Below are 20,302 nucleotides of genomic sequence, written 5' to 3'. Positions count from 1 at the left end.
TAAGCCCCCCTTTAAACTGTCAGCCCATCAGGTCGAGGCTGCCGCCCCTGCCATTATCAGAGCCTCTGCTCTCTCTGGCTTCCCGGGCCTTTTCATCCCTTTCAATACGTTCTTTTTCCCTTCGTTCTTCGGTTCTTCTCTGTTCTTCCATGCGCTCTTCTCTGAGCCTTTGCATTCTTTCCTGCTGCTCAGCACGCATCTCTTTGCTCTGCTGTGCGGACTGCGCCCTGTCCGCCGCATTACTGTTGTTTACCTGCATACTGTCCTCCTTTTAAATCTATGAACCTGTTGATGTCAGCCCCAGAAGCGCCATAACCTTGGATGGATAAAGGTTTGCCTGCGCAAGCATAGCCGAGGCGGACTCAAGCTGAAGTCTGTTCTCCGTTAGCCTTGTAAGCTCGTCTGCGTAGTTCACAGCCGTATGGTTGTCGTAGGTCTCCTCATAGGCGAGGCGTGTGTCCTCAATGTATCCTATATGATGGTCCAGAGCATTCATCATGGAGCCGATACGGGCGCTTTCGCCTGATACTCTTTCGATGGTTTCATCCATAAGGGTAAGGGCATCGTTTGCACCGGAGGTGCTTGTTACATCGATGGCGTATTCGCCGGAGACGTTTTTGAGGCCGAGAGCTTCGGGTGTCAGTTCGCTGATGTAGAGGGTGAAGTCGCTTCCTCCGCGGATGTTTGTGGGGCTAACCAGAGATTTGTCCGCAACGCTCAGGAACGCCTTTTCTGTATCGGCCTCGTCCTTAACCTCTATCTTAACGTTATCTATAACGTTGTTGAAGTAGCCCGTGGAGGATGTGTAGGTGTGTCCGTCGTGTGTTATGGATGCATCATTTCCGGTATCCTCTATCTCTGAGATATCGAGGGTACTTGCGAGGTCACCGCTGGTATCGTAAACACGGAGCCTTCCCTCATCCCCTTTTTCGGCGGAGGTTATCTTTATATATGTGCCGTCCACGTCGGATTCCACTAGCTCCGCCTCCGCTGTTCCATCGCCGAGCTCGTTAATTCTGGAGACGATATCCGAAAGCTGATCATCCCCGTCGTAGCCGATGCTGAAACCGGAGTCTGCAGTGGAAATGCTGAGTGTGCCGCCGGCGCTTTGCAGGGATGCGAAGGTTCCGAAGTCCACCTCCCATATATCCCCCTTGGTTGTTCCTGTGGTGTCGAAGTCGAAGGAGCTTCCGGAAAGCTTGGAGCCGGAGTAGGCTGTGAAGGTGGAGCCTGCGGAGACCCAGCTCCCCATCTGGTTGTCATCGGTGTCAAAGGCGGCGTAGCTGAGTGTGCTTCCGTCGTAGTCGTATTTAATGTAGAAGCGGGAGTTCATCATTGCATCAGCGTCCCAGTCCGTATTGTCCAGGGTTGCTGCTGCGGAGCTCCCCGAGTTGCCGTCGTATATCTCTGTGAATCCAGGCGCTCCGGAGGTCATGGTGAAGTTGACCTTATAGTCCGAAGCGTAGGTGCTCCCTGCGCTTACGGTAACATCCAGCCCGCTTACTGTGAAGGCTGTGCCCGTACTGCCGGAAGTTATATGGGTGCCGGAATCATCGTAGACATCGAAACTGCTGGCTCCGTCGAAAACGAGGGTGTAGGTCTCGGAGGATGTGGCGTTACCGGCGCTGACGGAAACATTGGCTGAGGATGTGACTACGGTTTCGGTATAGTTGAAGTCGCTGCCGAACTCGTGGGCTCCGGAGGAGGCGGTTTCGTTCTTAAGCTGGTGGTAGCTCGCCCCTTCGATGTTTGTTATCTCGTAGGTATTTGAGCTGACAGGACCAATGGCGTATCCGTCGATGGAGGATGAAGAGGGGGTAACCTTACCTCCCGAATCGCCGTTTATCAGCTTGCGAGTATTGAACTCGGTGGATGCGCTTATCCGGTCGATCTCATCAATAAGCTCTTCGATCTCCGTCTGGAGGTTAAGCTTATCCTGGGATGTGAGCGTAGAGTTCGTTGCCGCCAGGGATTTCTCCCTGATAGTTGAAAGTAGGGATGATATCCCGTTTGTGCCGGATACGGAGTAGTCCGCAGTCTGCAGGAGGCTGATGTTATCCTGAATATTTGTGACAAGCCTTCTTTGGGAATCGATGGCCGCAGAAAACCTGTTGATGAAGGAGATATCCCCCGGATCATCCGAAGCGGAGTTAACCTTAAGCCCGGTGGAAAGCCTTTGTATAGAAGTGTTTACCGCATCGCTCTGCCTCTGAATGTAATTAGAGACTTTTTGAGCGGCGGCGTTATAGCCGATGGTAAGCATGGACGCACCTTTACCAGCACTTCCATGTTGGAAATTATGCATCCTTGCAGATTACATATCGTCCTGATTCGGGAAAACTTTAGCGTTATTTACATTCTTCGAAAAGAAACATGGGAACCGGACCTGCGTGAAGTGTCCGGCAAGGGTTTGGGGCAAAAAAAAGGCCTCCGCTCGGGAGGCCTGTGTATTACTTCATGAGTATGTTCATTATCTCTTCGTAGCGTTCCGCCGTGGAGAGGGCTATCTCTCTGGGGAGAACGGGGCCGGGTGCTGTTTTGTCCCAGTCGAGGGTTTCGAGGTAGTTGCGCACAAACTGCTTGTCCATGCTTTCCTGGGGCTTGCCCAGCTCGTACTTCTCCTTGAACCAGAATCTGGATGAGTCGGGTGTGAGAACCTCGTCTATGAGGATAATCTCATCATTGTATACGCCGAACTCAAACTTGGTGTCCGCAATGATGATACCCTTGGAGAGGGCGATGTCTCTGGCCTTTTCGTAAACGGAGATCGTGAGGCTCTTGAGCTTCTCGGCCATATCGCTGCCGACTATGTTTGTCATTCTTTCAAAGGAGATATTCTCATCATGATCCCCTACATCCGCCTTGGTTGCGGGGGTGAATATGGGGGGTTCGATCTGCTGGGATTCTTGGAGATCGCCCGGAAGCTCGATTCCGCAAACTGCGCCGGTTTTCTTGTAGTCCTTCCATCCCGAACCGGTGATATATCCCCTTACAACGCATTCAACGGGGAATGGCTTCGCCTTCTTAACGAGCATTGTGCGCCCCTCAAGCTGATCCGCATACTTCTGAACCTTCTCGGGCATCTTGAGGATATCGGTGGTTATAAGGTGGTTACTCACGATATCCTCGGTGTGCCTGAACCAGTATTCGCTCAGCTTCGTGAGCACCTTTCCCTTTCCGGGTACTCCGTTGGGGAGGATAACATCAAAGGCAGATAGCCTGTCTGTGGTAACAATGAGAAGCTCATTGCCCAGGTCGTAGATGTCTCTTACCTTTCCGCTTCCCATAAATTCAAGGTCGGGCATGTCTGTCTTCAGCAGTTCTTTCATTAACAAAGCTCCTATAGTATTTTCTTGATACGGTTAAAAGCCTCTATCCCGCCCGTTATGTTATATGCCTCGTAGCCGAGGTTTCTGAGGGTTCTAAGGGCTATATACCCGCGGAATCCTACTGCACAATACAGGTATACGGGGCGGCTTTTATCTATCTTGTCCAGATTTTTTCTGAGTTCATTTACATAAATATTAACGGCATCGTCGATGCGTCCGTGCCTGTATTCCATTTTTGTGCGAACATCAACAAGCTGAGTATCCTTTTCTTTGCGCAGAATTTCAAGCATTTCCTCTGGGGTTATGATATAGCCAGTTCCCCGCAAACGGTTTGATGCGGCAAAACCCGCAAGGTTCAGGTTGTCCTTGGCGGCTGCGAACTGGGGAGCGTATGCCAGCTCGAGGTGCTCCAGATCGTATACGGTGAGCCCCCCTGTAATGGCGGTGGCTATGCAGTCTATCCGCTTGTCTACCCCGGTTTTACCCGATGCCGCCGCACCGAGGATCTTACCGGTCTTTTTCTCATAGACCGTTTTAAGGAATATAAAGTTGAACCCGGGATAGTATTCAGAGATGTCCGCATCTTCGGTGTATACGTATTCTGCATCGTAGCCGGCTTCTAGTGCTTTTTCATAGGTAAGCCCTGTGCATGCGGCGCAGTATTCGCCGAAGCCGACTATGGATGTTCCGATAACGCCGGGGAACTTCACATCTCCATCGGTTACGGAGTTGTATCCAGCTGTCCTCCCCTCTCTGTTTGCAGGGCCTGCAAGGGGGAGAAGGACCTTCTTTCTTGTGATCCTGTTCAGTTTCTCAACGGCGTCTCCGGCGGCATAGATCTCCGGATCGCTGGTGCGCATCGTATCATCGGTCCATATGCCACCCGTTTCCCCGATCCTGAGCCCAGCCTTTTCGGCCAGATCTGTATTGGGGAGTACCCCTGTGCAGAGGAAAAGCATATCCGTTTCGATGGTTTCACCGGAGCTGAGGCTGACCTTGATCCCTCCATCCTTCTCGACCTTGGAGGCGAATACGCCCCTTTTTACGGAGACTCCGGAGTTTTCGATATACTCACGCAGGTTCATTGCCACAACCTGGGGGAGGTTTGGCATTATCTCGGGCTTTGCCTCGACTATGGTGGTTTCAAGACCGCAGTGGAGCATTGCTTCGGCAGTTTCAACGCCGATAAACCCGCCGCCGATGATCACTGCGGACTTGGGTTTGCTCTTCTCAATAAATTCCTTAACGCTGTCCGCATCCTCCACGGTGCGCATGGTGAAGTAGGGTGTGTTGTCTATTCCTTCGATTGGGGGGATTATCATTTTACCGCCGACGGCGATTATAAGCCTGTCGTATTCTATCTCCCCTTCACCCTCCTTTGAGGAAAGGAGGACCTTCTTTGCCTTCCGGTCTATATCAACGGCCTCGGTGTTTACGTTTACGTCCACATTAAAACGTCCGCCGTAGCTCTTTGGTGTATGCAGAAGTATCTTGTTTCTGGATTCTATTGTTCCCCCTGTGTAGTAGGGGAGCCCGCAGTTTGCGAAGGAAATATATTTCCCCTTCTCAAGCAGGGATATATCGGCATCTTCGGATGTTCTTCTCGCCTTTGCCGCCGCAGTGGCTCCCGCCGCCACGCCGCCTATGACTACTATCTTTCTGTTGTCCATGGAAAAACTTCTCCTTTGAGGAACGATTGTTCGGAGACCTCCCGAACATCAATGCCGTAGAAGGTGTTCTTTTGGCAATCTGCGGGGAGCTCCGCTTCGAAATAGTTATCCGTTAGTCCGGAACCGTCATTCTGTGCAAGAACCCTCAGCACTCTTCCCCTCATGGATAAGGCGGTTTTGTTCTTCAGCTCTTCGCCGAGTTCCCTCAGGTTTGCCGCCCGGGCCTTCTTCACAGAGGAGTGTACCTTATCCGGCATGGCTGAAGCCGGGGTTCCTTCCCTGTCAGAATATTGGAATACGTGCAAAAAATCAACACCGGCAGAACGTATAAGCTCTTCGGTTTCCGCCGCCTCCGCCTCGGTTTCTCCCGGAAAACCTGTTATCACATCACCACCGAGGGTCAGGTCTTTAACCTGCTCTTTGAAGCGCCGGGTCTTTTCAAGGTATTCTTCTGGAGTGTAATGCCTGTTCATCCTTTTGAGGACGCTCCGGGAGCCGCTCTGGATCGGAACATGGAGATGCGGACACACCTTGCCTGAGTTCATCAGCGGGATTAGCCTTTCGTCAAGCTCGTTTACCTCTATGGATGTGAGACGGATTCGGGAATCACCCGCAATGCAGGCGAGTCTCTCCAGGAGATCCAGCAGGTTCTCACCACGATCCCTCCCGTATTTGCCCACATGGATACCGACGGGTACGATCTCCCTGTAGCCTTCAGATATGAGACCCTTTACCTCATCGATCACCTGTTCCATAGGTTTGCTCACAGGCTTCCCACGGAGTGAGGGTATGATGCAGTATGAGCAGAAGGAATCGCAGCCATCCTGTATCTTGACAAAGGCCCTGGTGCGACTTTTCATCGGTGTGTAGCCGATATCGAGCCCCGTTCTCGATTCTATGGGTGCGAGGAAGTCCCTGTTCTCTGTAAGGTACTGGATTACGTCTTTCTTCCCCGTGTTTGTGACAACGATATCCGCACCGCTCTCCTTCAGCTTCTCTGTAAGCATCTCAGCAGCGCATCCGGTTACAAGGAGCTTAATATCAGGGTTGTTCCGTTTTATTTTGCGTAATAGGGATAGGAGCTTGTTCACCGCCCTTTCGGTTACGGCGCAAGAGTTGAGAATTATGGAATCTGCATCTTCCGGTCTGTCAGATATTTGCAGGCCGGCAGTCTCCGCCCTGTTCAGAAAATGCTCACTTTCCACTTGATTTACTTTGCATCCGAATGTATATATGAATGTGGTCATTGGGTCAGTTGTCCCATTGCGCCCATATTTAGTGCGGGAAGCGGGAAATTATCCCAGGCGGGAGCTAAAGCTTTTTTAAAAGAGCTAAGCTTCTCCAAAACGGGTTTTTTCAGGAGCTGGTTTCTTTTCTCAGTTAATCCGTACATGATAATAGGGCAGGCCTTTTGTTTTTTTGAATATTCCCCTGTAGGTTTTGTACGATACATTTAAAACGGCACCCGCATATGCGGGTGCCTTTTTCTTTTTCTGCAATCATTTCAGCTTGTTTGAGAAGTTACCTAAAGATCGCACTTTACCTGCTGGAAAAAGATATATCTTTTATTTTGAAAATGGAAGGGTTTTTGTTTAATAAAATCTAATGATTTGGTATTAGTGTATGAGTATGAAGATCAAAATCGGAACTGTGGTCATCCTTATTGTAATTGCTCTGGCTATCTTCTTTGTTGTCAACTACAAAGACAATCTCGGTATGTCCATTTCCGCATTCACAGGCCCCAATGAAAACCCCTTTGATGAGTATAAGGCGGAGAAGGAGGAGGCTGGGGAGAGCTATCATGTCCGTTTTAAGGATATTGTCACCAGCGTTTCCGACCCCACAGGCAGGCGGTATATACGCATGGACCTGTCCATTGAAACGAAGAACGAGGACCTTGCTGATAAAATGACAGAGAATCAGGATCACACAGCCAAGGTTATAACAAACGCCCTCTCCACCGCCCAGAATATCAATGTGCGTGATGACGACGGGAAGATGCAGGTTAAGAACAGCATAAGGCAGAGCCTGGGCGAATACTACAATACAGATAAAATAGATAACGTATATTTCGAAAACTTTGTGTATGATTAAAGATGGTTGATATTCTAGATTTTAAGAAGAGCTTTTGGAACAGCTGGAACGATATAAAAATACAAAGCAGGGACAGAAGCTTAACTTCCTGGCAGATCCTTGACAGTATAACGAGCCTTGTGGATGAGGCTATCATAAAGCTGGTGGAGAAGCATGAGAGCTATGCGAAGGGTATCGCTGTTCTTGCCCTCGGCGGCTACGCCAGAAGGCAGATGTCCCCTCAGTCCGATATAGACCTCCTTATTCTTCACAAGGGAAGGCTGAAGTCAAAGCAGAAGGAGTTTATAAACCTCTTCACCACCGACCTTTGGGATATGGGCACTAATCCGGGTATCCAGATTAAGGATGTTAAGGATGTGGCCAGAGCCGCCCTTGAGGATGAGGTTGTGCGTACATCCTTCATAGACAACCGCTTCCTTGCCGGCACAGAGAAGATCTACGACGCATTCCTCACCGTCATGAACGACCGAATTGCGGAGAAAGGGGTAAACGAGTTCCTCCTTATGAAGATTGATGGGGTGCGAAACCGTTCCAAAAAGTTCCGTGATTCTATATACCGCCTTGAGCCTAATATAAAAGAGAGCAACGGCGGTGTGCGTGATATCAACACCATATACTGGATCTGCAAGATCCTCTACAAAACCGATAATTTAACCGAGCTGATAAAGCATAAGATGCTGACGGTGGATGAATACGATGAGCTTATGCTCCACTCGGAGTTCATATACCGTGTCCGCAACGAGCTCCACTACTGCCATGGGCGCAAGTACGATGTTCTCAACATGGAGGCACAACGGGAGGTCGCTGAGAATCTGGGATACTCCAACACAGCAAGCGCCCTCGGCGTGGAAAGCTTTATGCGCAACTACTACATCACCGCCAAGACCATCGCCGAGATAACGGAGAAGGTTATCAACAGAGCCCTTTCTGAGATGACCATGCGGAAGTTTAACACCGGCAGAACCTACAAGGTCGACATCGGTGAAGGGTTTCTGCAGTATGCCAACAAGCTCACCCTCAAGAACAAGAGTGTCTTTGAAGAGAAGCCGAAGAGGCTTATCTCTGTGTTTCTCTACGCTGCGGCAAAGGGGCTCAAGATATCCGATTCCACCTTTGATACCATAAGAGAAAACCTTTATCTTATTGATGGAACATACATAAAGGAGCACGGAAAACTCTTTCTTAAGGCGATATCAAGGTTTCCCCAAGCGGGGGAGATATGCACAAGGATGGCCAAAGCGGGCGTTCTGCAGGCCATGATACCGGAGTTCGAGGAGATCGTCTGTAAGCCCCAGTTCGACTACTACCACCACTACACCGTTGACGAGCATACATTCCTCGCACTCACATATATCGACAAGCTCAGCTCATCACTCCCCCCACATCTTTCGCCTTATCAGAAGGTTATAAGCGAGCTTGGGCGCAAGGATCTTCTGGCCCTCTCAATCCTCCTGCATGATATCGGCAAAGGGCAGGGTAAGAACCATTCGATTGTGGGAATGCGGATGAGCAGGATAATCTGCCGAAGACTGGGGATGAGCATGGACGATACTGACACCGTTGCCAACATGGTGCTCCATCACCTCCTTATGAGCATGATTTCCCAGCGGAGGGACCTCCACGATATCGAGGTTATCAACTACTTCACAAGCTTCATAAACAACGAGGATGAGCTGCGTATCCTCTTTCTTCTCACCTATGCGGATATGAACGCCGTAGGGGGAGAAACCTTCAATAAATGGAGAAACAGTCTGCTCACAGAGCTTTACGCCAAGGGGATGCACGGACTCGCCAACGAGGATATCGAGAAGGAATTTGAGAAGATCGTTCTCAGGAAGCGGGAGAAGATCGCAGACCGTCTTGAGAAGGAACCCCATCTACAGGAGGTCGCCGCCGGGCTGGACGATGAGTTCCTCTACTCCAATGCTGTGGGGCATATAGTCCGCTATATTCATCAGGCGGAAAGGGTCAGCGACGACAATCCCATCGAAGTTGAGCTCGAGCATAGAAACGATCTAAGGGGTATTGAGATAACACTCTGCACAAGGGATTTCGCAGGTGTTCTGCGCAGAATGGCGGGTGCGCTTTCCTCTCTGGGACTTAATATCCTTTGGGCACAGATATATACCCTTCCCAACGGGATCGCCATAGACACTCTTATGGTGGATAATCCATGGAACTCCACAGACAATGTGGAAGAGAAGGAGAAAAATATGATAAAAAGGGTTATGGATGCCGTTGCGGGTAACATCGATATCCATGAAACCCTGAAAAGCAAAAGTTCCTATGCTGTGCCGAAAACCTCACCCTCCTTTTCGAAGAAGGATAAGGTTGTTTTTGATAATGAAATGTCCCACCAGTATACGATACTGGATATCTTCACCCAGGATCGCCTCGGGCTGCTTTATATAATACTTGGGGTATTCAGAAGACTTGGACTTAATCTTATAAAAGCGAAGATCTCCACAGACGTCGACAGGGTGGTGGATTCATTCTACCTAACAGATATGAACGGAGAAAAGATCACCGATGAAAGAACCCTCGAAGCTATCCGGGATGAACTCATACAGGAACTTGAAAGTTCGCCTGTATAAGGATCTAGGGGATAACCCCGGATTAAACACTTTTCTTGAGGACAACTTTCCCTTCGAAGCCGCAACAGATACGGCTGATATTATTATAACCGACTCCGTTGATAAAACACATAGCGGCAAGCTTAACATACTACTGGTAAACGAAGATTCTGATAGATGCGTTACAATATCCCCCGATATCAGGCCGGAGTTCATCGTTGAGCGGATCCAGATGCTGGCAAAGAGCTACTCCGTTTCACCCAGGGCTGCCAAGATAAGCTCTCTCCAGGAGCAGAATGCACTCCTCTCCGAGGCAAACAAAGGTCTTGTGGAGCTTTATAACCTCATCGAGAACAAGAACAGCCAGATCCAGTTTCTTAAGAATAAGCTCGAGAATATAATCAACTCCGCCGGGGAGAGTATTGTCGAGATAAATACCGACGGTACAATCGTTTTCACGAACATCCGCTTCGAGGATACCACAGGATTCAACGGTGAGCAGAGCATCGGGATGAACTTTGTGGAGCTTATTACCAAGGAGGACAGGGAGCGTTTTATGGAGATTCTCTCCGAAATCCATGGAGCAAGGGCGGCGGAGATGACCACAAAGCTGATGAACCGGAATGGAGAGTATTTCGACATTCAGGGGTACATCACCGAGATTCAGGGGGATGAGCTTCATTACGAGATCATCTTCCAGGATATCAGCAAGCGTGTGGAGCTTGAGCGGCAGATGAAACAGCTTGAGGAAAAGGCTATCGTGGCTGGCTTTTCAAGGCACCTTTCCCATAATATCCTTAACGCCCTTACCGTTGCCGGCGGCTTTATCAACAAGATCCGCAGGGAGACCTCCGAGACGGACAGTCTCAAGCATCGGTGGCGTATTGTTGATGATAAATGCAAGCTTATCGAGGAGATAGTCACGGGCTATAATGATTACACCAATGTGATAAGCCTCAAACACAGCGATTACGTTAACCTCCCCGAGTTCTATGCCGACCTCATAAGATCCCTCAGGGAAAAGACGTTCGAGAAGGCCTTCTCCGCCTTCCTTTATAACTACACAGACAATTACGAGATAAACTTCACCAACGGCTATAGCGGCTCATTCCGGGCCCAGGCGAATAAGAACTTTCTGAAACTGGGTCTCTGCTACATCATAAAGGATACGATACGTTTCTTCGCCGATGAGCTCCCCCTTGTTTACAATATGAGTATGCGGGTCGAGGGGGGGAGATTTATCGTACAGGTATCATTGCCGAATGTTGATGTTCCTGAGCCTATTCTGGAGACGATGTGTCAGCCTTGGAACCACCACATGCTCAGCCAGAGTTTCGACTACTGGGGGATTGTGATTGCAAACGTTATACAGGAGAAGCACGGAGGGAGCTTCCATCTTGAGAAGGAGAATGGGGGGATAGTTATTACCCTCGAGTATTAGTTCAGCCTGCCGATGTAGTTTTCGCTTACCCACCCTTTTCCGCTGAGTGAGCCCGTGTCGAACCGGATACTTAGCCACCCCTCCCTCTCTTCGAGTATCTCAACCTCCGTTCCCATGGGAATGGATAAGAGCTTGTCTGAATTCAGGGCGGGTTGTTTTCGAACATTGAGATTCGAAGCCTCCACTAAACCCATCGTTGCGGGCTCTTCTTCTATTGCTACCGCTGCCTCCTCTGGAGGGGTGTCGATGGTTTCGGTTGTTTGAACCTGTTTTACAGCAGTCGCTTGAGCACTGGCAGGTACTCCTTTCTCCCCTGTGCTGTAGATAAAGAACAGGATTCCGGCTGCAATGCCCAGTATCCCGGCGGCTGAGGGCAGGAGAAAGCGGAGGGGGGATGTTTTGTGCAGCTCGGCACTTTCGGCCCCCTTGAGGGCATGGGATTTCTTGATGACACGCTCGTTATTTATAAAGGCGGCCATAACAGCACGTTCCATGATGATGTTGATAAGCCTCGGGTTTCCGCCGGATGCCACATGGACAGCCTTTACAGCACCATCCTCAATGGTGATTCCGCCCCCTCCAGCCTTTGCAAGACGGAAGCGAATGTAGCTCCCCGTCTCCTTCGGATCGAAGAAGCCGAGGCGGGTGGAAACGGTTATCCTCTGCTTAAGCTGACGCAGTTCTCTGGAGGCTAGCTTTGTGTCAAGTTCGGGCTGGCCTGTGAGGATAATCTGGATGAGCTTACTCTTCTCTGTTTCGAGGTTTGATATGATGCGGAGCTCTTCAAGGGTCTGTACAGGCAGGTTCTGCGCCTCGTCTATGATGAGAAGCACCTTCTTTCCAGCCTGCTTCTTCTCGATGAGAAAATCACGCAGGTCGCCGAAAAGCTTGTTTTTGGAGGCGTGCCCGCCGCAGTCTATGCCGAAGTCCTCCAGCACAGCCCTGAACATCTCCTCCGGTTTGAGGCTGGGGAAGAGGATATAGGCGTATTCGGTCTTCTCGTCAAGTTCGTTTATGAACTTACGGATGGTGATGGTTTTGCCCATCCCCGGCTCACCGGTTATCACCATAAAGCCTTCGTCGGACTCGATCATATACTCAAGGGAGAGGAGCGCATCCCTGTGGGAGGGGGAGGAGTAAAAGAAATCCACATCGGGTGTTATCTTAAAGGGTGCTTCGGTGAAACCGTAGAACTCTATGTATCCTGCCATGGGGTATAATTACTTTAATAATCCCCTGAAAGCAACGGTAGAATCAGCCTGAAAGCTCTTTGAGTATCTTTTTAAGGTTCTCCTCAAAGGGGAGGGCGGGGTCGTAGAAGGAACGGAGCATCTTATCCGCATCCTTTCGGCTGTAGCCGAGGTTAACAAGGGCGCTGGCGATATCCTCGCTCCCCGATGCCTCCGCTTCGGGTGAATCGGTGAAAACCTTGTGGAACTTATCCTTAAGCTCGAGGATAATCCGCTCGGCGGTCTTGGTTCCTATGCCTGGTATGGAGCTTATTCTGGCGGCATCACCGTTTACCACAGCCTGACGGAAACGCTCGGTATCGAGTCCGGAAAGAACGCTCATGGCGAGCTTCGGGCCAACCTTTGATATGGATGTGAGCTGCTGAAAGAGCTTCTTCTCTTCCATGTTCAGGAAGCCGAAGAGGGACATGTTGTCCTCGCGGACGTTGAGGATGGTGAACAGGGCTGTATCCTCACCTTTCTCCGGGAGAGCGGCGAAGGTCTGCATAGATACACCCACCTCATAGGCGACACCGCCGGTGTCTATAACAGCGCTTTCGGGGGTCTTTTCTATGAGCTTCCCCTTTACCATGTATATCAAAACCGCCTCCCTGTAATGTTCAGTGCAAGGCAGATTCCGCAGGCGAGTGCATCGGTGGCATCGAGAGGAACCTTGCCCATATTTATACCCAGAAGCACCTCCACCATCTTCTTAACCTGGCTCTTCTCCGCCTTTCCATACCCCACAACGGACTTTTTTACCTGCAGGGCTGTGTATTCGTATACGGGAAGCTCCCTTGAGAGGAGAGTGGCTATTATAGCTCCCCTGGTCTGGCCGAGGAGCATGGCGCTTTTAGGGTTTACCGAGTGGAAGAAATCCTCAACGGAGGATACCTCCGGCTTGTATTCATCTATCAAGTCCCCCAGATTGGAGCATATAACACCAAGGCGGTGGGGGAGGGTGTCCTTGCTGTTTGTGCGGATGACAGCATGATGGATGTATTCCACCTTGCCGGGCCATGCACGTACAAAGCCGACCCCGGTGCAGTTCAGCCCGGGATCGACGCCTAATACAACAACAGACAAAAGGCTTAGTCCTCGAGGGATGCCATGGCGGCATCGTCCGCTTCGAAGTTGGAGAAAACCTCCTGAACATCGTCAAGGTCCTCAAGGGCATCGGTGAGGGCTATAAGCTTCTTAAGATCCTCACCCTCTATCGGCACGGTGTTGGAGGGCTTCATGGTTATCTCTGCGTAGTCGAAGGTGTAGCCCTTGCTCTCAAGCTCCTCCTTCACACTGAGGAAGTCGCCGACGGCTGTCTCCACAACGAATACATCGCCGTCCTCTCGGAAGTCCTCTGCGCCGGCTTCGAGGGCAGTTTCCATAAGCTCTTCCTCGTTTACACCCTCTGCCTTTATCTCAATGAAACCTTTCTTGTCGAAAACCCAGGCAACGCTTCCCGCCTCGCCCATGCTTCCCCCTCTTTTTGTAAGGGTGCTGCGTACTTCGGAAACGGTTCTGTTACGGTTATCTGTAAGGGTCTGAACGAGGATTGCAACGCCAGCGGGACCGTAGCCCTCGTAGGTCACGTCCTCGAAGGAGGCCTCGCTGCCTTCACCTGTTCCCTTCTTTATCGCTCTCTCAACGTTGTCCTTGGGGAGGTTCACCTGCTTTGCCTTGTCGAGGGCGAGTCTGAGACGGGGGTTCATCTCGGGATCACCGCCCCCCTCCTTTGCCGCAACGGTAATCTCCCTTGCGACCTTGGTGAAAACCTTGCCCTTCTTGGCATCCTGAGCGGCTTTTCTGTGTTTGATATTCGCCCATTTACTGTGTCCGGCCATATCTATGCCTCCAAAATTATTATATTATGAGTTTATTCATTCATATGATTTAAGTGCCGGAAATTCGGCAGGGGGCATTATAGGCAAAAACGCCCCTTAGTGGAAGTTTAAAGTTCATATATATATGAGAGCGGGTTCTGGTATTAGAAATTGATGGAGCCGAGTATGGGGAATGTCTGCACAAGCCAAACGCTGATGACCTGCATCATATTTGTGAGCATGAGAAATCCGATGACAACAAGAAGCGCACCAGCTATCTTCTCTACCCACATCACAACCTTGCCAGCCTTTTTAAGGCCGGAGATAACAAAGCCCACCGCAAGGGCGGAGATGAGAAAGGGTATCCAGAGCCCGAAGCCGTATGCCACGAGAAGCATTATCCCCTGCGTAACCGTATCCTGCTGGGAGGCCATGCCTATGATTCCCGCTAGTACAGGGCCGAGACAGGGTGTCCATCCGAAAACAAGGGCAACGCCTAGGAGGAAGGCCTGTATAAAGAACGGGGAGCTGCCCTTCTTGGTGTAGTTCCATTTCTTCTGCATCAGCAATGTGTTGATGCGGAAGATGCCCATCATATGAAGACCGAGGATGATGATTACAGCACCGGCGATGCGTCCTAGTATATCCTTGTAGTCCCCGAGGAGCTGGCCTATCTTTGTCGCTCCAGCACCGAGGAGAACGAAGACAAGCAGGAAGCCCAGACCGAAGAATACAGCACCAAGGAACGCCTTCATCCTCGCCTTCTTCGATTCACCCGCCGAAAGGGTGTCGATGGTTTCCCCCGACAGAAAGGAGAGGTATCCCGGGAGAAGCGGAAGCACGCATGGTGATAGAAAAGAAAGTATTCCTGCCGCAAATGCGGTCATCATTCCGATTTCGTTCATAACAATATTTACAACATTTCCTCTTGATAAGCGGAGAGATTATGTACATTATAATTCAAAATTGTCAAATCATAATTTTAATATCGGAGCGGCGCAGTAATGAACAAAAACTCAAAAATATTTGCCGCAGCGGCGGTTATAATAGTTGCTGTAGGTTTTCTTCTCTTCTCTGGCTTCAGTTCGGACACCGTTTATTACCTCGAAGTTAAAGAGGTGCTTGAGAATCCGGCGGAGCTGAATAAGAAAGGCATGCGTGTGAGCGGTGCGGTTATTCCCGGAACAGTTAATAAGGATGTTAAAAACCAGCACCTCGTCTTTGATGTTGAAGATGTCGAAGGTGGAGCGAGCATGAAGGTTGATTATAAGGGTATCATACCCGATACATTCAAAGAGGACATCCATGTAATCCTCGAGGGTAACTACGATATAGAGAACGATGTCTTCGTTGCGAAGACCCTTCTCACGAAGTGCCCTTCAAAATATGAAGTTGATGCAGAGGATGCTTCCTAAATAATTTGAAATTTGCCAAAACTTTTTCTACTATACCTTTTCATACTAGTTAGGTAGTCTAAGAATCGAAAATTTTTATTAACGAGGTGATCTGTGGGCGGAGCTGGATTTCTGCTTATGATACTTGCTCTGATTTCTGGAGCGGGTGCAATCTATTTCTTTTTCAGTGGTATACGGGAGGAAAATCCTCTCTATGATAAAATAGGAAGTGTTATGCTCATGGCGCAGACTGCGTTTATGACACTTGCTTCCGTTGTTCTCATGTTTGCTCTTGTGACAAGCTATTTCAAAATAGAGTATGTTGCTCAATATACGGACCTCCGGCTCCCCATGATATACAAGCTCAGTGCTTTCTGGGCTGGTCAGGCCGGTTCGCTTCTGTTCTGGGGTCTTCTTGCGGCACTCTTCGGCTTTATAGAGCTTTTCCGCATCAAAGGCTACGGCGTACGCTACAGAAGCTCTGTTTTTCTCACAGTAGCTCTGACCACCACATTCTTTCTTATTCTTACAACATTCGTAACCAACCCCTTTGCAGAGCTGGATTTCATGCCAAGAGACGGTATGGGTATGAACCCCCTTCTGCAGAACCCTGGGATGATATACCACCCGCCGACACTTTACGTGGGATTTGTGGGCTTCACAATTATCCTTGGTCACTCCCTTGGAGCTCTTTTGACAAGGGACGCCTCCCCTAACTGGGTTAAGAGTACCCGGGGCTGGAGCATGATCACGTGGATCTTCCTCACCATCGGTATCGTCCTCGGCGGACAGTGGGCATATGTTGAGCTCGGCTGGGGCGGATACTGGGCATGGGACCCCGTTGAGAACGCCTCCCTCTTCCCATGGCTCACAGCAACGGCGTTCCTGCACTCTGCCTACATGTTCCAGAACAGGGGTAAACTTAAGACCTGGACTCATATGATGATAATGACATCATATGTTCTATGCATATTCGGAACGTTCCTTACCCGAAGCGGTATTATGGACTCTGTCCACTCCTTCGGTAAGTCAAACCTCGGTTCGTTCTTTATTGTTTATATGCTCTTTATCATTATAGGCTACCTTGCGGTGTACTTTACCCACAAGGAAGCTGTGGAAGAGAGCGGCGATGAAAAGGACTTTAACTTCACCTCAAGGGAGGGGCTTTTCTTCATAGCAAACTGGCTCTTTACAGGGCTCACCTTTGTTATCGTAATCGGTACGATTATGCCTATCATCTCAGAGATGGTTTACGACGTGCTCTCAATTATCCCTTCGGTGAAAGAGAACTTTGTGGCCAAAAAGCTCACGGTGGGAATACCGTACTACAACAAGGTATCCTCCCCTTTCTTTATGCTCATCCTTGTGCTGGCGGGTATAGCTCCCCTTGTCTCCTACGGCAAGAGTGCTGGGAAGGAGTTCTTTAAATGGCTCACACCTGCTGCGGTACTTGCGGTTATCGTGCCTGTGCTTATGGCGATGAACGGCTATACCGGCGTGCTCCCCCTTGTTCTTGCTTGCTTCACAACTCTCTCTCTCGGCTCCATCCTTACAAGGGTGTTCATGTCCATGAAGCAGAACGGTCCCGGGGTGGTTCTTAAGCAGAGAAGGCACTACGGCGGGCTTCTTGTTCATTTCGGAGTGGTTATAATGGCATACGGAATCATCGCATCATCCTTCTATAATGCGAAGACCGAGGCCGTTGTGGCACCGGGTGAATCCTTTGACTTCGGCAAATACGAGATGCAAGTCGGCGATCTCCGGTTCAGCGAGAGACGTAACTTTACAGCGGTGTTTGCACCGGTGAAGGTTGTTAATAAGGAAACCGGTAAAAAGGTCGTCACCCTTGCTCCCCAGAGAAGATACTACGTAAACAACGAAGAGGCCTGGGCGGAGGTTGCCATCCACTCCAAGCTTAAGGGTGATCTTTACCTCATCCTCGCCAGCTACTCCAAGCCGGACAACTATATCGGCATACAGGCGGTGTTCCAGCCGCTCATTGTGTGGATATGGATCGGTTGCGCTATAATGTGCCTGGGCGGAGCTTATGCAATCTCCGACAGGAGAAAAGATGGCTGAGGCTATCTTTGAACTTGATAAAGTAAAGAAAAGATACGGACATACAGAGGCCCTCCGAGGCGTGAGTTTTACTCTCGCCCGGGGGGAGTTCCTCTCGGTTTTTGGACCGAACGGAGCGGGGAAGTCCACCCTCCTCAAGCTCCTCTCCACTCTTACCAAACCCACCGAAGGGGATATACTCTTCGAAGGCACACCTCTCAAAAAGCTGAAGGATGATTTCAGAAGGCACTTCGGGATAATATCCCACCAGCCCTATCTATATGAAAACCTCACAGCCAGAGAGAATCTTGACTTCTACGGAAGGCTCTACGGGGTTAAGGAACTGAGTGACCGCATTGCAGAGATCCTTGAACGTGTTGAGCTTTCCCACCGCAAGCACGATCGTGTAAGAACCTTTTCTAGGGGTATGCTCCAGAGACTCTCCATTGCCAGAGCATTAATCCACGACCCCGATATAATACTGCTCGATGAACCTTACACAGGCCTTGATCAGCACGCCTCCATGGTGCTTACGGGGATCCTGAGGGAGCAGTTCACCAGAAATAAATCCATCGTAATGGTTACCCACAACCTCCCCAGGGGGTATGAGCTAGCCTCTCGCATCGCTGTTATGAAGAGCGGTCGCTTCACCCTTATGGAGGATAAGAACAATATACCCGAGCGTGAGTTTGAGGATGTTTATCTCAGGGCGGTGGGCTGATGGGATACTTCTCAACGGTATACAACATATTCCGCAAGGACGTCATCGAGGAGCTGAAATCGAGGGAGGTGGTGAACTCCATGCTCATCTTCTCCCTGCTCGTTGTTATCGTTTTCAGCTTCGTTTTCGAGCCGGGAAGCTCCGCAAAAGAGGAGACGGTGGGGGGCATTCTATGGATGTCCATCGTTTTCGCCGGTATTCTCGGGCTCAATAAATCGATGATGACCGAGGTGCAGGGTGGCAACCTGAACGCCCTCATGCTCGCTCCTGTGGATAAGAGTGCGGTCTTTTTCGGCAAGGTCATTAGTAACTTCACCTTCATCGCCATCGTGGAGATCATTACCATCCCGCTTTTTACGGTTCTTTACAACGTGAATCTCTTCGGCGGCGGCATATGGACCTTTGTAACCTTCTTACTGGGAACTTACGGGTTTGCGGTGCTGGGTACAATATTCTCACTGATTTCGGTGAACACACGTACTAGGGAGGTTATGCTCCCCCTTCTGCTTCTTCCGATTCTTGTGCCGGTGATTCTTGCTTCTGTGCAGTCACTTAACGTGTTTGTCATGGGAAGGGACACCTCCGAGGCATTCATGTGGTTGAAGCTTGTGGCTATTTTCGATATTATCTTTACGGCGGTTATCTTCGCCGTGTTTGACTTCATTGTAGAGGAATAGTGATATGAACAAAGACAGGATCCTTGATATTGCAGCAGTTATTGCCATACTCGGCGCACTCTATATGGCGTTTATCTTCGCTCCCGAAGAGCGTGTTATGGGGGCTGTGCAGAAGATATTCTACTTCCACGTGGCCAGTGCCTGGCTGTCATTCTTTGCTTTCTTTGTGACATTCATCTGTAGTATCGCATTCCTCGTAAAGGATTCCTTCACCTTCGACGATGTGGCGGCAAGCTCTGCGGAGATAGGGCTCCTCTTCTGTACCATCGTGCTGATAACCGGACCCATATGGGCAAGGCCCGCATGGGGTGTTTGGTGGACATGGGATCCGAGACTAACAACAACAACGATCCTCTGGTTTATCTATATGGGCTATCTTATGTTGCGCAAATTCATCGATGAGCCGGGCAAGCGTGCAAGGTTCGCCGCCGCAGTGGGAATAATCGGTTTTCTCGATGTTCCGGTGGTATACTTCTCTATCAGGATGTGGCGCACCATCCACCCCAATGTTATGCAGAAGGGTGGTGGCGGTCTTCATCCCGATATGCTTAAGGCGCTTATATTCTCTGTGATAGCATTTACGATACTCTATTTTGCTCTTCTCTCCAAGCGAACAGCTCTGGCGGTTATGGAGAGAAGGATCGATGCCCTTAAGATGAGCGGAGAATAGTTTATCTGAACATCTGGATATGATCCCTTAGCTCTGAATCTCGTTAGCAGGAGTTTCAGCAGATGATAGAATCTCTCGCCCTTTCCGTGGTTAAATCTTTGGCCGCACTCCTTTTTAAGGCGTATATCGTTGCAACCCCCAATGTGGCCATAGACGGCGCACCTTCTTGGTATTACGTGGAGGAGCGTTCCAAGGTCTGCGTATTCACCTCTGCAAAATCTGAGCATGAGGCTGTGGAGCAGGTCAGAACCGGAGCGGTTCGGAAGATGGAAAACCGCATAGCCGAACTGCTGGACATTGTTATACAGGGTGAGTACAGGGATATAACATCCGATGAGGAGAAGGACTTCCTTCTCGCACTCACAAAGGATCGGGATCTCCCCCTTTTCGTACGTGGTAATATCCGCCATGAACAAATTGAGTACGACGAGGAATCCGGGCGTACCTTCGGCAAATCGTGCATAGATAAGGCGCTCATACTTGATTATGAAACGAAGCGCATTGCCGAGGCAAAAACAGCCCTCACCCATAAGCGGGCTGAGGATGCCTTTGATGAGCTGGATGCCGAGTAGAACAGATTTCCCTTGCCTTAATACCACCGAAACGCTATAGATACTCCCCGAGGT

Annotated in this window: 20 protein-coding genes; 9 read left to right on the top strand and 11 right to left on the bottom strand. The window is 50.0% G+C overall.

The window, feature by feature from the left end; all coding sequences use genetic code 11:
* Positions 1-19 precede the first annotated feature (19 nt).
* The 6 genes from K300_RS15800 to K300_RS0113875 form a co-directional block, all read right to left on the bottom strand.
* Entirely contained in the window at positions 20-259 is a 240-nt protein-coding gene (locus K300_RS15800; protein ID WP_022852289.1) for a hypothetical protein, read from the bottom strand.
* Positions 260-277: 18 nt separating this feature from the next.
* Positions 278-2,305, bottom strand: a complete 2,028-nt coding sequence (locus tag K300_RS0113895; RefSeq protein WP_081647017.1) for a flagellin N-terminal helical domain-containing protein — start codon at positions 2,303-2,305, stop codon at positions 278-280.
* 145 nt (positions 2,306-2,450) lie between these two features.
* Entirely contained in the window at positions 2,451-3,329 is an 879-nt protein-coding gene (locus K300_RS0113890) for a phosphoribosylaminoimidazolesuccinocarboxamide synthase (RefSeq protein WP_022852287.1), read from the bottom strand.
* An 11-nt stretch (positions 3,330-3,340) separates the two neighbouring features.
* Positions 3,341-4,999, bottom strand: a complete 1,659-nt coding sequence (locus K300_RS0113885; protein ID WP_022852286.1) for an FAD-dependent oxidoreductase — start codon at positions 4,997-4,999, stop codon at positions 3,341-3,343.
* Positions 4,981-6,246, bottom strand: a complete 1,266-nt coding sequence (gene mtaB / locus K300_RS15795) for a tRNA (N(6)-L-threonylcarbamoyladenosine(37)-C(2))-methylthiotransferase MtaB (RefSeq protein ID WP_022852285.1) — start codon at positions 6,244-6,246, stop codon at positions 4,981-4,983. Before mtaB ends, K300_RS0113885 begins: the two co-directional genes overlap by 19 nt.
* Complete coding sequence (locus K300_RS0113875; protein WP_022852284.1) at positions 6,243-6,452, bottom strand: hypothetical protein; 210 nt, start codon at positions 6,450-6,452, stop codon at positions 6,243-6,245. The genes mtaB and K300_RS0113875 overlap by 4 nt, the downstream gene beginning before the upstream one ends.
* 176 nt (positions 6,453-6,628) lie before the next feature.
* Here K300_RS0113875 and K300_RS0113870 point away from each other — a divergent pair, with 176 nt between their 5' ends.
* The 3 genes from K300_RS0113870 to K300_RS0113860 are packed head-to-tail and all read left to right on the top strand — an operon-like array spanning position 6,629 to position 11,107.
* Positions 6,629-7,093, top strand: a complete 465-nt coding sequence (locus K300_RS0113870) for a flagellar basal body-associated FliL family protein (protein ID WP_022852283.1) — start codon at positions 6,629-6,631, stop codon at positions 7,091-7,093.
* Between the two features lie 2 nt (positions 7,094-7,095).
* Positions 7,096-9,687: a [protein-PII] uridylyltransferase gene (gene glnD / locus K300_RS0113865; protein WP_022852282.1), complete on the top strand. Its 2,592-nt coding sequence runs from the start codon at positions 7,096-7,098 to the stop codon at positions 9,685-9,687.
* Positions 9,623-11,107, top strand: a complete 1,485-nt coding sequence (locus tag K300_RS0113860) for a PAS domain S-box protein (protein WP_022852281.1) — start codon at positions 9,623-9,625, stop codon at positions 11,105-11,107. Before glnD ends, K300_RS0113860 begins: the two co-directional genes overlap by 65 nt.
* Here the strand turns inward: K300_RS0113860 and K300_RS0113855 are convergent.
* The 5 genes from K300_RS0113855 to K300_RS0113835 form a co-directional block, all read right to left on the bottom strand.
* Positions 11,104-12,318, bottom strand: coding sequence for an AAA family ATPase (locus tag K300_RS0113855; RefSeq protein ID WP_022852280.1), 1,215 nt, complete (start codon positions 12,316-12,318; stop codon positions 11,104-11,106). The two genes, K300_RS0113860 and K300_RS0113855, sit on opposite strands and share 4 nt — an antisense overlap.
* Before the next feature lie 43 nt (positions 12,319-12,361).
* Positions 12,362-12,928: a Holliday junction branch migration protein RuvA gene (gene ruvA / locus K300_RS0113850; RefSeq protein WP_238320683.1), complete on the bottom strand. Its 567-nt coding sequence runs from the start codon at positions 12,926-12,928 to the stop codon at positions 12,362-12,364.
* A 5-nt stretch (positions 12,929-12,933) separates the two neighbouring features.
* Complete coding sequence (gene ruvC / locus K300_RS15790; RefSeq protein ID WP_022852278.1) at positions 12,934-13,422, bottom strand: crossover junction endodeoxyribonuclease RuvC; 489 nt, start codon at positions 13,420-13,422, stop codon at positions 12,934-12,936.
* A gap of 5 nt (positions 13,423-13,427) precedes the next feature.
* A complete protein-coding gene (locus K300_RS0113840; protein ID WP_022852277.1) occupies positions 13,428-14,177 on the bottom strand; it encodes a YebC/PmpR family DNA-binding transcriptional regulator in 750 nt (249 codons plus the stop codon).
* Positions 14,178-14,320: 143 nt separating this feature from the next.
* Positions 14,321-15,061: a cytochrome c biogenesis CcdA family protein gene (locus K300_RS0113835; protein ID WP_022852276.1), complete on the bottom strand. Its 741-nt coding sequence runs from the start codon at positions 15,059-15,061 to the stop codon at positions 14,321-14,323.
* A gap of 99 nt (positions 15,062-15,160) precedes the next feature.
* On the opposite strand from K300_RS0113835, the gene K300_RS0113830 reads away from it, so the two are divergent.
* From K300_RS0113830 to K300_RS0113805, 6 genes are all read left to right on the top strand, one after another.
* Complete coding sequence (locus K300_RS0113830; protein WP_022852275.1) at positions 15,161-15,571, top strand: cytochrome c maturation protein CcmE; 411 nt, start codon at positions 15,161-15,163, stop codon at positions 15,569-15,571.
* Between the two features lie 117 nt (positions 15,572-15,688).
* A complete protein-coding gene (locus tag K300_RS0113825; RefSeq protein ID WP_155827630.1) occupies positions 15,689-17,629 on the top strand; it encodes a heme lyase CcmF/NrfE family subunit in 1,941 nt (646 codons plus the stop codon).
* Positions 17,622-18,329 (top strand): heme ABC exporter ATP-binding protein CcmA, encoded by a 708-nt coding sequence (gene ccmA / locus K300_RS0113820; protein WP_022852273.1) that lies wholly within the window; start codon positions 17,622-17,624, stop codon positions 18,327-18,329. The genes K300_RS0113825 and ccmA overlap by 8 nt, the downstream gene beginning before the upstream one ends.
* Positions 18,329-19,006 carry a heme exporter protein CcmB gene (locus tag K300_RS0113815; RefSeq protein WP_022852272.1) on the top strand — a complete coding sequence of 226 codons (678 nt, stop codon included), beginning with the start codon at positions 18,329-18,331 and terminating at the stop codon, positions 19,004-19,006. The genes ccmA and K300_RS0113815 overlap by 1 nt, the downstream gene beginning before the upstream one ends.
* Positions 19,007-19,010: 4 nt before the next feature.
* Complete coding sequence (locus K300_RS0113810) at positions 19,011-19,676, top strand: cytochrome c biogenesis protein (RefSeq protein WP_022852271.1); 666 nt, start codon at positions 19,011-19,013, stop codon at positions 19,674-19,676.
* A 62-nt stretch (positions 19,677-19,738) separates the two neighbouring features.
* The gene (locus tag K300_RS0113805; protein WP_022852270.1) at positions 19,739-20,248 is read left to right on the top strand and encodes a hypothetical protein; all 510 of its coding nucleotides are present in this window, start codon (positions 19,739-19,741) and stop codon (positions 20,246-20,248) included.
* Positions 20,249-20,302: the final 54 nt, after the last annotated feature.

Source organism: Limisalsivibrio acetivorans, from assembly GCF_000421105.1.
GTDB lineage: Bacteria > Chrysiogenota > Deferribacteres > Deferribacterales > Geovibrionaceae > Limisalsivibrio > Limisalsivibrio acetivorans.
Note: the sequence above shows the minus strand (reverse complement) of the source record. Positions and strands in the feature narration are given on the sequence as shown.